The 11,617-nt window shown below is 73.2% G+C and carries 10 protein-coding genes; 2 read left to right on the plus strand and 8 right to left on the minus strand.

Translation table 11 applies throughout. The features are described 5' to 3' along the window. Positions 1–84: 84 nt before the first annotated feature. From ACF1AG_RS13565 to pdhA, 3 genes are read right to left on the minus strand one after another with little or no spacing between them, the layout of a single operon-like run. Positions 85–1,485, minus strand: coding sequence for a dihydrolipoamide acetyltransferase family protein (locus tag ACF1AG_RS13565; protein ID WP_391809764.1), 1,401 nt, complete (start codon positions 1,483–1,485; stop codon positions 85–87). Further along, positions 1,485–2,489 (minus strand): alpha-ketoacid dehydrogenase subunit beta, encoded by a 1,005-nt coding sequence (locus tag ACF1AG_RS13570; protein WP_359602124.1) that lies wholly within the window; start codon positions 2,487–2,489, stop codon positions 1,485–1,487. Before ACF1AG_RS13570 ends, ACF1AG_RS13565 begins: the two co-directional genes overlap by 1 nt. Further along, positions 2,486–3,628, minus strand: a complete 1,143-nt coding sequence (pdhA, locus tag ACF1AG_RS13575; protein WP_359602122.1) for a pyruvate dehydrogenase (acetyl-transferring) E1 component subunit alpha — start codon at positions 3,626–3,628, stop codon at positions 2,486–2,488. Before pdhA ends, ACF1AG_RS13570 begins: the two co-directional genes overlap by 4 nt. 189 nt (positions 3,629–3,817) lie before the next feature. On the opposite strand from pdhA, the gene ACF1AG_RS13580 reads away from it, so the two are divergent. Then, the gene (locus ACF1AG_RS13580) at positions 3,818–4,303 is read left to right on the plus strand and encodes an Lrp/AsnC family transcriptional regulator (RefSeq protein WP_391809797.1); all 486 of its coding nucleotides are present in this window, start codon (positions 3,818–3,820) and stop codon (positions 4,301–4,303) included. A 244-nt stretch (positions 4,304–4,547) separates the two neighbouring features. On the opposite strand, the gene ACF1AG_RS13585 is transcribed toward ACF1AG_RS13580, so the two are convergent. Then, on the minus strand, positions 4,548–5,150 hold the full coding sequence (locus ACF1AG_RS13585) for a TetR/AcrR family transcriptional regulator (protein WP_359747777.1): 603 nt from the start codon (positions 5,148–5,150) through the stop codon (positions 4,548–4,550). Continuing rightward, positions 5,147–6,661, minus strand: a complete 1,515-nt coding sequence (locus ACF1AG_RS13590) for a 3-hydroxyacyl-CoA dehydrogenase (RefSeq protein ID WP_359602119.1) — start codon at positions 6,659–6,661, stop codon at positions 5,147–5,149. The genes ACF1AG_RS13585 and ACF1AG_RS13590 overlap by 4 nt, the downstream gene beginning before the upstream one ends. Before the next feature lie 161 nt (positions 6,662–6,822). On the opposite strand from ACF1AG_RS13590, the gene paaN reads away from it, so the two are divergent. Then, entirely contained in the window at positions 6,823–8,514 is a 1,692-nt protein-coding gene (gene paaN, locus ACF1AG_RS13595; protein WP_391809765.1) for a phenylacetic acid degradation protein PaaN, read from the plus strand. A 6-nt stretch (positions 8,515–8,520) separates the two neighbouring features. On the opposite strand, the gene ACF1AG_RS13600 is transcribed toward paaN, so the two are convergent. From ACF1AG_RS13600 to ACF1AG_RS13610, 3 genes are read right to left on the minus strand one after another with little or no spacing between them, the layout of a single operon-like run. Then, a complete protein-coding gene (locus ACF1AG_RS13600; RefSeq protein ID WP_391809766.1) occupies positions 8,521–9,315 on the minus strand; it encodes a TrmH family RNA methyltransferase in 795 nt (264 codons plus the stop codon). Positions 9,316–9,325: 10 nt separating this feature from the next. Then, positions 9,326–10,582: an HTTM domain-containing protein gene (locus ACF1AG_RS13605; protein WP_359602116.1), complete on the minus strand. Its 1,257-nt coding sequence runs from the start codon at positions 10,580–10,582 to the stop codon at positions 9,326–9,328. After that, positions 10,579–11,415: a DUF5819 family protein gene (locus ACF1AG_RS13610; RefSeq protein ID WP_391809767.1), complete on the minus strand. Its 837-nt coding sequence runs from the start codon at positions 11,413–11,415 to the stop codon at positions 10,579–10,581. Before ACF1AG_RS13610 ends, ACF1AG_RS13605 begins: the two co-directional genes overlap by 4 nt. Between the last annotated feature and the right edge of the window lie 202 nt (positions 11,416–11,617).

Below are 11,617 nucleotides of genomic sequence, written 5' to 3' on the forward strand. Positions count from 1 at the left end.
GCCCCCGCGATCACAGGGAACGCAGGGGCACGCGGGAAAGGGCGACCGGCCGGCCCGGGGGCGGGTGAGGCGGGGCGGTGGCGGTCAGAGCGTCCGCAGCAGCACCGCCGGCTGTTCCACGCAGTCGGCCACGTACCGCAGGAACCCGCCCGCCGTGCCTCCGTCGCACACCCGGTGGTCGAAGGTGAGCGAGAGCTGCACGACCTGCCGGACCGCCAGCTCGCCCTCGTGCACCCACGGTTTGGGGATGATGCGGCCGACGCCCAGCATTGCGGCCTCGGGGTGGTTGATGATCGGTGTGGACCCGTCGACGCCGAACACCCCGTAGTTGTTCAGGGTGAACGTGCCGCCGGTGAGCTGCGCGGGCGTCAGCGTGCCCTCCCGCGCCGCCTCGGTCAGCCGCGCGAACTCCGCCGTCAGGGACTCCGCGTCCCGCGTGTGGGCGTCGCGGACCACGGGGACGACCAGCCCACGCTCGGTCTGCGCCGCGAACCCGAGGTGCACGTCCGCGTACCGGACGATCTCCCTGGCCTCGGTGTCCACCGAGGAGTTGAGCTCCGGGAAGCGGACGAGCGCGGCGGTGCAGATCCGGGCCAACAGCGCCAGCACCGAGATCTTGGGCCCGCCCGCCGCGTTCATCGCGGCCCGAGTCCGCATCAGCTCCGTCGCGTCGGCGTCCACCCAGCAGGTCGCGTCCGGGATTTCGGTGCGGCTGCGGGAGAGCTTGTCGGCGACGGCGCCCCGGATGCCCTTGAGGGGGACGCGGGTGACCGAGGCGGTGCCGGCAGCCGCGGCCGGGGCGGCGGGGGCCTTCGTCGTGTCCTGGCGGTCCTGGGTGCCGACGGCGCGCAGTGCGTGCTCCACGTCCGCGCGCAGGATCAGCCCGTCGGGGCCGGAACCGGTCAGCTTCCGCAGGTCCAGGCCGTTCTGCCGGGCCAGCCTGCGCACCAGCGGGGAGATCACGGGTACCGGGCCCTCGGCAGGCGCCGAGCGGCCGGTCGGGGTGCTCGGGACGGCCTGCGGGACGTCCGCCGGCCGTGTCTCCCGCACGGGCTCGGGCGCCCTCGACCGCCCGTTCACGACGGGGGGCGTGGGGCGGACCCGGCGGCGCCGGGCCGGGGCCTCGGAAGTGCCGTAGCCGACCAGCACGTTGCCGGAGCCCTCGGCGGCCGGCTCCCGGCCGCTCGCGCCGTCGGTGCCCGCACCGCCGCCGTCGCCGGCGGGGCGGCCGTCCGCCGTCTCGCCGACCGCCACCGTCAGCAGCGGGGCGCCGACCGGCAGTTCGGTGCCCTCCGCGCCGAAACGGGCGGTGACCACACCACCGTAGGGGCAGGGCACCTCCACCATCGCCTTGGCCGTCTCGACCTCGACGACCGGCTGGTCCACGGCGACCACGTCGCCGACCTCGACCAGCCAGCGCACGATCTCCGCCTCGGTGAGCCCTTCACCGAGGTCGGGCAGCTTGAACTCCAGCACCTGTGCCATCAGCTCTCGGCCTCCCACTGCAGACGCCCCACGGCGTCCAGGATCCGGTCCACACCGGGCAGGTGGTGACGCTCCAGCATCGGCGGCGGGTACGGCAGGTCGAACCCGGCCACGCGCAGCACCGGCGCCTCCAGGTGGTGGAAGCAGCGCTCCGTGACGCGGGCCGCGATCTCCCCGCCCGGGCCGCCGAAACCGCCCGACTCGTGGACGACGACCGCGCGTCCCGTGCGCCGCACCGAGGCGCACACCGTCTCGTCGTCGAACGGCACCAGCGAGCGCAGGTCGACGACCTCGAGGTCCCAGCCCTCGGCCTGGGCCGCCTCCGCCGCCTCCATGCAGACGGAGAGGGACGGCCCGTAGGTGATCAGGGTGGCGCTCCTCCCCGAGCGCCGCACCACGGCACGGCCGATCGGTTCCACGGCCGTCGGCTGCTCCGGGTTCCAGGCGTCCTTGGACCAGTAGAGCCTCTTGGGCTCCAGGAAGACCACCGGGTCGTCGGAGGCGATGGAGGCCCGCAGCAGGCCGTAGGCGTCGGCGACGGTCGCGGGCGTGACGACATGGAGCCCCGGAGTCGCCATGTAGTACGCCTCGGACGCGTCGCTGTGGTGCTCGACGCCGCCGATGCCGCCGCCGTAGGGGATGCGGATCGTGAGGGGGAGGGGCATCTTGCCGCGGGTGCGGTTGCGCATCTTCGCCACGTGCGAGACGAGCTGCTCGAACGCGGGGTAGGCGAAGGCGTCGAACTGCATCTCCACGACCGGCCGCAGCCCGTACATGGCCATGCCGACGGCCGTGCCGAGGATGCCCGCCTCGGCCAGCGGCGTGTCCGTGCAGCGGTCCTCGCCGAACTCCTTGGCCAGGCCGTCCGTGATGCGGAAGACGCCGCCGAGCGTGCCGACGTCCTCGCCCATGACGTGCACGGACGGGTCGTCGGTCATGGCGTCGCGCAGCGCGCGCGTGAGGGCCTGCGCCATGGTGGCGGGCTTCACGGCGACGGTGGTCATGGCCGCGCTCCTTCCGACTCGGCCTCGGCCGCCAGCTCGGCCCGCAACTGCTCCCGCTGCTCCAGCAGCTGGGGCGTGGGCTCGGCGTAGACGTGCGTGAACAGGTCCATGGGGTCGAGCTCCGGATCCTGGTTCATCCGGGCGCGCAGATCGGCGGCCATGGTCTCGGCGTCCTCGCGGGCGGTCTCGGCGCCGGCCTCGTCCAGCAGACCGCGGCCGGTCAGCTCCCGCTCCAGCAGGGCGATCGGGTCGTGCTCCCGCCACGCCTCGACCTCGGCGTCGCCGCGGTAGCGGGTGGCGTCGTCGGCGTTGGTGTGGGCGTCCACGCGGTAGGTGATCGCCTCGACCAGGGTGGGGCCGCCGCCCTCGCGGGCGCGGCGCACCGCGTCGGCGAGGACCTCGTGCACGGCGGCCGCGTCGTTCCCGTCGACCAGGCGGCCGGGCATCCCGTAGCCGACGGCCTTGTGGGCCAGCGACGGGGCCGCGGTCTGCTTGGCGAGCGGGACGGAGATCGCGAAGCCGTTGTTCTGGACGAGGAAGACGACCGGGGCCTGCCAGACGGCCGCGAAGTTCAGCGCCTCGTGGAAGTCGCCCTCGCTGGTGCCGCCGTCGCCGACCATGGCGAGCGCGACCACGTCGTCGCCCTTGAGGCGGGCGGCGTGGGCCAGTCCCACCGCGTGCGGCAGCTGCGTGGCGAGCGGGGTGCTCAGCGGGGCCACCCGGTGCTCGTAGGGGTCGTAGCCCGTGTGCCAGTCGCCGCGCAGCAGGGTGAGCGCCTCGACGGGGTCCACGCCGCGCGCGACGACCGCGAGGGTGTCGCGGTAGCTCGGGAACAGCCAGTCACGCTCCTCGAGCACCAGGGCGGCGGCGACCTCGCACGCCTCCTGGCCCGTGCTGGAGGGGTACACCGCGAGACGGCCCTGCTTGGTGAGGGCGGTGGCCTGCGCGTTGTAGCGGCGGCCCTTCACCAGCTCCGCGTACAGCCGGCGCAGCAGCTCCGGGTCGGCCTTCGCCGCGGCCTCCGTGCCGAGCACGCGGTACGGCTCCGCGTCGGGCAGCAGGGGGGCGGGGTCGGTACGGGGCTGCCAGGCGGGCGGCGGGGTCGGCCGGTAGGCCCCCCGCTGCTCCATGACCGTCATGACGGCACCTCCTCGTGGGACGGCTGACGGAGACGCGTCGTCTGTGACTCGCCTCACCAACCGATTGTTCGGTCGCCGGCACATTTTGGCTACGGGTGGCGTCAGGCTGTGGACAAACGGTTCTCCACATCGTGGGATGGATGCAGGACGTCCACGGCTGAGAGGTGGGGGCGGGTGGCATCTGAACAAATGGCCGAGGGGCAGGAGGGGACGGGGCCGCTGCCGTCGGCGCGGCCCCTCGACGCCATCGACCAGGACATCCTGCGCATGCTGCAGGCGGACGGCCGCGCGTCGATACGGTCGGTGGCCGAGCGGGTGCACGTGTCCCGCGCGAACGCCTACGCGCGGATCAACCGGCTCGTCGAGGACGGCGTCATCCGGGGTTTCGGCGCCCGCGTCGACCACGAACGCGCCGGTCACGGCACATCGGCGTACATCACGCTGAAGATCGTGCAGAACACCTGGCGCACGGTGCGCGAGCAGCTCAGGCAGCTCCCCGGCGCCTCGCACATCGCTCTGGTGGGCGGCGACTTCGACGTGCTGCTGCTGGTGCACACGCCGGACAACAGGACGCTGCGCGAGCTGGTGCTCACACGGCTTCAGGCCATTCCCGAGGTGCTCAGCACCCGCACACTGCTGGTGTTCGAGGAGGAGGACCTGGAACCGCAGTGGTGATCGGTGGCCCCGGGCCACGGGGGTGACGCGGGTTCCGGCGCCACGGGGCAGGTCCCGCCGTCAGCGCGCTGCTCGGCATCCGTCACCGCGTCGCCGCCCCGGCACAGCACCTTCGTCCCGGACCGGCGGTGCCGGCTCGCCGTACCAGGATCTCGTGCTGGTTGTCCGGCAGCTTCCGGAAGGACATCTCCATCAGCGAGGGTGGATCTCCGGCAGCCCGCCGCCCACCGGTTCTCCGCCGCGGTCACCCGCGCCGGTCGCCCGCCTTTCGCAGTCCGCCGAAGGCGAGCCGCGCCACCGCGTCGGCCACCTCGCGCTCGTTCATGCCGCGTCCGTCCGGCCGGTACCACTCCACGATGGAGTTGATCATGCCGAAGACCAGCCGGGTCACCAGCCGCACCTCTATGTCCTCGCGCACGTCCCCGTCGGCCGCCGCGGCCTTCAGCAGCCCGGCCACCCGGTGGTCGAACTCGCGCCGCCGCTCCAGCGCCCAGCGCTCGGTGTCCGTGTTGCCCCGCACCCGCAGCAGCAGCGTCACGTACGGCAGCTCCGCGATCAGCACCTCGACCATGCGCCGTACGACGTACTCCAGACGCTCGACGGGACGCCCCACGCGCGCGTCGTCCTCGTCGAGGATCCCGAAGAGACCGTCGAGCGCCCGGCTCACCGCGCGGCGAAGCAGCTCCTCCTTGCCGGCCACGTGGTGGTAGATCGACGACTTGGAGATGCCGGCGGCCTTGGAGAGGTGCTCCATGGACGTGCCGTCGTAGCCGCGTTCGTTGAACACCTGGACCGCCACGGACAGCAGCGTCTCCGGGGTGTAGGTGTCCCGCTTGACGGTGGTCATGGGGTGTCCTCCCGCTGGTCGGTGGCGCACGCGTACCGGTGGAGCGCGAAGGACGCGCCGTATCGGCCGCACGGGTCCACCTCACGCATCCCGTCCAGCAGGGCCCCGGCCCAGCCCCGGCCGAGGCGGCGGCTCCACTCGAACGGTCCGAGGGGGTAGTTCACACCGAGACGCATCGCCGTGTCGACGTCCTCCTCCGTGGCGACGCCCTGGGCGACCGCCTCGACGGCGAGGTCGATGATCCGGGCCACCGTCCGCGCCACGATCATCCCGGGGACGTCCCCGATGACGCTGACTTTCTTGCCGAGCGCCTGGAACAGACCGGTGGCCTGCGCGACGGTCTCCGCGGAGGTGTGCGGGGCGTGGGAGAGGGCGATGCGCGTGGCCTTGCGGTAGTCCAGCGCCAGGTCGAAGTGGACGACGTCGCGGAACTCCGCGGAGATCCGCCCGTCGGCCAGGACGAGCTGCCCGCCGCTCGGCAGCACCAGGCGGCTGCCCTCGTCCTCCTCGGCCTGCCGCACCTCGATGCCCGCCTCGCGGATCAGGTCCAGCAGCTCCGCCGCGGGGCCCAGCCCGCCCTCGGCGACGACGTACGCGGGCGGTTCGGCGGGTCCGGCGGTGTGCGGCTCGGGGCGCTCGGCGCCCTCCCGGTGGTCGTACCAGCCGTGGCCGGTCTTGCGGCCGAGGCGGCCGGACTCGACCAGCCGGCGCTGGGCCAGGGACGGCCGGAAGCGCGCGTCCTGGAAGAACGCCTGCCACACCGAGTGCGTCACCGACTCGTTGACGTCCTGCCCGATGAGGTCGGTCAGCTCGAAGGCGCCCATCCGGAAGCCACCGGACTCGCGCAGCACCGCGTCGACGGTCGCCGGGTCCGCGCCCTGCATCTCGTACACCGCGAAGGCCTCGGCGTAGAAGGGGCGCGCGACGCGGTTGACGAGGAAGCCGGGGGTGTCGGCGCACGCGACCGGCGTCTTCCCCCAGGCGCGGGCGGTCTCGTACGCGCGCGTGCCCGCGTCGACGTCGGTGGCGAAGCCGGAGACCACCTCGACGAGCGGCAGCAGCGGCGCCGGGTTGAAGAAGTGCAGGCCGACGAAGCGGCCCGGGACGCGCAGCGCGCCGCCGATCGCGGTGACCGACAGGGACGAGGTGTTGGTGGCGAGGAGGCAGTCGTCGGCGACGACGTCCTCCAGCGCCCGGAACAGCTCCTGCTTGACGTCGAGGCGCTCCACGACCGCCTCGACGACGAGGGAGCAGCCGGCGAGTCCGGAGAGGTCGTCGACGGGCGTCAGCCGGGCGCGCGCCGCGTCCCGTTCGTCCGCGGTGAGGCGCTCCTTCTCCACCAGCCGGTCGAGCCGGGAGCCGATGGCGTCGGCGGCCTTGCGGGCCAGGTCAGGGGCGGCGTCGTAGAGCCGCACGGGATGGCCCGCGACCAGCGCGACCTGGGCGATTCCCTGCCCCATGGTGCCGGTGCCGACCACGGCCACGGGACTGCTGAGGTCGAGTGCTGTCATGTGCGCGATCCTCCCGCACGGTGTTTTCCACAGATGCGGCGGACCCCCTTGTCCCGACCGATCGTTCGGTTACTCTAACTCTGACCGCCCGTTCCTGACTACGTTTCCGCACAGGTCCAAGAGCTCGACGAAGAGTTCTCCAGACGAGGAGTTGGTCCCGCATGGCCGCCGAACTCACCGCGCACGAGCTGATCGCCCGCCACCGTCCCACCCTGGACCAGGCCCTGGAAGCGATCCGCACGCGCGCGTACTGGTCCCCCCACCCCGAGCACCCGAAGGCGTACGGGGAGAACGGCAGCCTGGACATGGCCGCGGGCAAGGCCGCCTTCGACGCCCTGCTCGGCAGCCGTATCGAGCTGGACCAGCCCGGGACGGACGGCTGGGTCGACGGCGAGACCTCGCCGTACGGCGTCGAGCTGGGCGTCAGCTACCCGCACGCGGACCTGGACGTGCTGCTCCCCGCGATGAAGGCCGGGATGCGCGCCTGGCGGGACGCGGGCGCGGAGACCCGTGCGGTGGTCTGCCTGGAGATCCTCAAGCGGATCAGCGACCGGACCATGGAGTTCGCCCAGGCGGTCATGCACACCTCCGGCCAGGCGTTCATGATGGCGTTCCAGGCCGGCGGCCCGCACGCGCAGGACCGCGGTATGGAGGCCGTCGCCTACGCGTACGTCGAGCAGGTGCGCACTCCCGACACCGCGGAGTGGACCAAGCCGCAGGGCAAGCGCGACCCGCTCGTCCTGACCAAGACCTTCGTCCCGGTGCCGCGCGGCATCGGCCTGGTCATCGGCTGCAACACCTTCCCGACGTGGAACGGCTACCCGGGCCTCTTCGCCTCCCTGGCCACGGGCAACGCGGTCCTGGTCAAGCCGCACCCGCGCGCGGTGCTGCCGCTGGCGCTCACCGTCCAGGTCGCCCGCCAGGTGCTCGCGGAGGCCGGCTTCGACCCGAACCTGGTGGCGCTGGCCGCCGAGCGGCCCGGCGAGGGCATCGCCAAGACGCTCGCCACGCGCCCGGAGATCCGCATCATCGACTACACGGGCTCGACGGAGTTCGGCGACTGGCTGGAGAGCAACGCGCGCCAGGCGCAGGTGTACACGGAGAAGGCCGGCGTCAACACGGTGATCGTGGAGTCGACCGACGACTACAAGGGGATGCTGTCCAACCTGGCGTTCTCCCTGTCCCTGTACAGCGGCCAGATGTGCACCACCCCGCAGAACCTGCTGGTCCCCCGCGACGGCATCACCACCGACCAGGGCCCCAAGTCCTTCGACGAGGTCGCGGCCGACCTGGCCAAGGCGGTCGACGGCCTGCTCGGGGACGACGCCCGGGCCAATGCCCTGCTCGGCGCGATCGTCAACCCGGACGTCAAGGCCCGCCTGGAGGCCGCCGCCGGTCTCGGCGAGGTCGCGCTCGCCTCCCGTGAGGTCACCAACCCGGAGTTCCCGGGCGCGGTGGTGCGCACGCCGGTGATCGTGAAGCTGGACGGCGCCAAGCCGGACGCCGAGACCGCCTACATGAGCGAGTGCTTCGGCCCGGTCTCCTTCCTGGTCGCCGTGGACTCGGCCGCCGACGCGGCGGAGCTGCTGCGGCGCACGATCCGCGAGAAGGGCGCGATGACCGTCGGCGCGTACACGACCTCCCCGGAGGTCGAGGAGGCCGTGTCGGAGGTCTGCCTGGAAGAGGCCGCGCAGCTCTCGCTGAACCTCACCGGCGGGGTCTACGTGAACCAGACGGCCGCCTTCTCCGACTTCCACGGCTCCGGCGGCAACCCGGCGGCCAACGCGGCCCTGTGCGACGGCGCCTTCGTGGCCAACCGCTTCCGGGTGGTCGAGGTGCGCCGGGAGGCCTGAGCCGCCTCAGGCGGGTGCGCCCCCGGTGGCGCTCCAGTGGTACAGCGTCATGGCCACACTGGTCGCGAGGTTGTAGCTGGAGACCTGGGGGCGCATCGGCAGCGCCACCAAGTGGTCGGCCCGCGCCCGCAGCTCGGACGTGAGCCCGGTGCGTTCGGAGCCGAAGGCGAGCAGCGCCTCGTCCGGGAGCTTGAGGGAGCGGATGTCCTCGCCCTCCGGGTCCAGCGCGAAGAGCGGCCCGGACGGCAGTTCGTCCACGGTCAGGCGTTCCACGGCGGTGGCGAAGTGCAGCCCCGCCCCGCCGCGCACCACGGTGGGATGCCAGGGGTCCAGCGTCCCGGTGGTGACGACGCCAGTCGCCCCGAAACCGGCGGCCAGCCGGACGACCGCCCCCGCGTTGCCCAGGTTGCGCGGCTGGTCCAGGACCACCACCGGCGCGGTGCGCGTGGCGTGCGCCAGCTTCGCCAGGTTGCCCGCTCGGTCCGGACGTACGGCGAGCGCGGCGACGGCGGTGGGGTGCGGTCGCGGCACCAGCGAGGCGTACGCCGCGTACGGGACCTCCGTGAGCAGCGCCGCCAGCGTGTCCCGGACGTCCGCGGCCAGCTCGTCGGCCAGCGTCAGGGCGGCGGCCCGGTCTGCGGTGACCGCGACGAGCACCTCGGCGCCGAAACGCAGGGCGTGCTTGAGCGCGTGGAAGCCGTCGAGCAGCACCGCCTCCGGTGCGGCCCGGCGCCATACGGCCACCGGGTCCACGGGGCTCTGCGCGGTCGGGGCGGACGGGTCGTGGACGGGGTCGGTCATGCCGAGCAGCCTACGTGCGCGGGCCGGGCACCTTGTCGGTCGCCGGGGCGGCCTCCGCCGGACCGACGGTGGCCGGACCACCGGGCGCACCGTCCGGTCGTCGCTGCGGCGGGACGAGGGCCGCGTCCTCGCGCGGTCGCAGCCGGTCCCGCGCGCGTGCCGCCGAGCGGCCGGTCCGACGCAGGAAGGACGTCGGGAGGAAGACGGCGTCGGCCGCGATCATCGCCAGGGAGAAGAAGGGCAGCCCGAGCACCACGGCGATCACCGCGTGCTCCAGGATCATGAAGCTCAGCAGGACGTTCTTGACCCGCCGGTTGAACAGCGTGAACGGGAAGGCGACCTGCACCGCCACGGTCACATAGGTCACCAGCATCACCAGGGTGCCGCTCGCGGTGAGCAGCTCCGCCAGCGACGGCCAGGGGGAGAAGTACTCCAGGTGCAGCGGATAGTGGACCGCCGTGCCGTCCTGCCAGCGGGAGCCCTGGACCTTGTACCAGCCCGCCGTGGCGTAGATCAGGCACGCCTCCGCCATGATCACCAGCAGCGCGCCGTTGTGCACGACGTTCGCGACCACGTCCAGCAGGATGCGCGGCTGGTCCGTCCTCGCCAGGCGCCCGGCCAGCCACCACACGGCCTGCCCGAGCCACACCGCCCAGAGCAGCGCGGGTATGAACCAGTCGCCGTCCGTCCGGCCCGACAGCGACCCCAGCAGCAGGACGAGGCCCAGAACCGCCCACAGCGCGGGGCCCACCCGGTCGGGCGTCCACTCCCCCCGCGCGCGTGCCTCCTCGGACCGGCGCGCCCGCCGCGCGTCCAGGGACCAGACCTGGCCGCAGCGGGTGAAGACGAGGTAGATCGCCATGATGTGCAGGACGTTGTCGCCGCCGTCGCCCATGAAGACGCTGCGGTTCTGCAGGGTCAGGACGCCTGCCATGAACAGTGCCGCCATGGTGCGGGTGCGCCAGCCGAGCAGCAGCAGGAGGCTGAACAGCACGGCCAGCGCGTAGACCGCCTCGAACCAGACCTGGCTGTCCGACCAGAGCAGCACGGTGAAGGCGTCGTTGGACCCGACCAGTTGGGCGGCCAGGTCCCAGGACCAAGGGCTGTCGGGGCCGTAGAGCTCCTGCCGGTGGGGGTACTCCCGCAGCAGGAACAGCAGCCAGGTGAGGCCGAGTCCGATGCGCAGCACGGCCGTCTGGTACGGCCCCAGGGCGGAGTCGGTGACCCGGGCGATGGTCCGGGAGACCGTCGGCGCCAGGCGGTTCATCCGATGCCTCCCCGGGTCTCGTCCTCCGGCAGCAGCCACCAGGGCAGCACCCGGTGGACGGCCTTGTCCGACACCTGCTCCCCGCTCCACGACGGCGGCGGCACCTGCGTGGTGCGCGAGCGCACCTGGACGCGCGCGACCTCGCCGTCCCGCCCCGCCGCGTCCGCACGGTCCAGGCGCATCACCATGATCCGCCGCAGGTAGGACTCGGACAGCGCCCCGCGCAGGCCCACCGGGCGGTTGTCGTCGTCGTGCGTGGAGACGTAGAAGTCCCAGGCGCGGCGCAGCTCGTTCTGCTGGGTGTGGCTGGGCGCCGGGTTGCCGTCGATGGCCCGTCCGTCCTGCGCCGACAGGTCGTACCAGCCGGTGGTGCGGCTTCCGCCGTCCGGCGTGCGTATCTCGGCCCTGACCTGCACGGACACGTTCTGCTGGAGCGGATTCGGGGCGAACAGCTTCCAGTTCTGCTCGAACTCCGGGTAGATCCAGTCGGAGATCGTCCCGCTGTGCTTCTTGCTCACCGTGTTCGGCGGCGCCACGTGCAGGAACGTCATGCCGAGGTGCACGCAGACCGCGGCGGCGACGACCGCGAGGGCGAGCGCGGCACCGATCCGGTAGCGCAGGGAGAGGGCGGCGAAGCCGGTGCGGGGTCCACCGGAGGGATCGTGCGGCGGCTGCCCGGCGGCGGCCGTCTCCTTGCCGTCGGGGGACGCCTGCTCCGCCGCGGACGGTTCGTCCGCAGGCGCCGCGGGTCCCGGCAGCGGGGCGCGCGGTCCTGGCACGCCCGGCTCCGCGGGCCCGTGCCGGGCGTCCGAGCCCTTGTCCTGCGCGTCCATCCCGCCCCGATTCCCGAGTCCCGGTCCCTTGCCGCGTCCGCCCCGCCCTGAGGCCTTCGCCGTACGGGGCGACGCCCGCTCCGCCGCGTCGCACGGAACGGTACTCAGCCCCGGCCGCCCGGGCACAGTCCCGTCGGCGCTCCGCCCCGTGGCGGTCACCACATCCGGCAGCCCCACGGGCGCCGGCGGCCGGCACCGGCAG

The sequence above is a fragment of the Streptomyces sp. NPDC014764 genome, assembly GCF_043082785.1.
GTDB lineage: Bacteria > Actinomycetota > Actinomycetes > Streptomycetales > Streptomycetaceae > Streptomyces > Streptomyces althioticus.

Excerpts from the sequence above, each read along its gene's own strand:
- ACF1AG_RS13565 (WP_391809764.1), bottom strand. The coding sequence starts at position 1,485 with ATGGCACAGGTGCTGGAGTTCAAGCTGCCCGACCTCGGTGAAGGGCTC.
- ACF1AG_RS13570 (WP_359602124.1), bottom strand. The coding sequence starts at position 2,489 with ATGACCACCGTCGCCGTGAAGCCCGCCACCATGGCGCAGGCCCTCACG.
- pdhA (WP_359602122.1), bottom strand. The coding sequence starts at position 3,628 with ATGACGGTCATGGAGCAGCGGGGGGCCTACCGGCCGACCCCGCCGCCC.
- ACF1AG_RS13580 (WP_391809797.1), top strand. The coding sequence starts at position 3,818 with ATGGCCGAGGGGCAGGAGGGGACGGGGCCGCTGCCGTCGGCGCGGCCC.
- ACF1AG_RS13585 (WP_359747777.1), bottom strand. The coding sequence starts at position 5,150 with ATGACCACCGTCAAGCGGGACACCTACACCCCGGAGACGCTGCTGTCC.
- ACF1AG_RS13590 (WP_359602119.1), bottom strand. The coding sequence starts at position 6,661 with ATGACAGCACTCGACCTCAGCAGTCCCGTGGCCGTGGTCGGCACCGGC.
- paaN (WP_391809765.1), top strand. The coding sequence starts at position 6,823 with ATGGCCGCCGAACTCACCGCGCACGAGCTGATCGCCCGCCACCGTCCC.
- ACF1AG_RS13600 (WP_391809766.1), bottom strand. The coding sequence starts at position 9,315 with ATGACCGACCCCGTCCACGACCCGTCCGCCCCGACCGCGCAGAGCCCC.
- ACF1AG_RS13605 (WP_359602116.1), bottom strand. The coding sequence starts at position 10,582 with ATGAACCGCCTGGCGCCGACGGTCTCCCGGACCATCGCCCGGGTCACC.
- ACF1AG_RS13610 (WP_391809767.1), bottom strand. The coding sequence starts at position 11,415 with ATGGACGCGCAGGACAAGGGCTCGGACGCCCGGCACGGGCCCGCGGAG.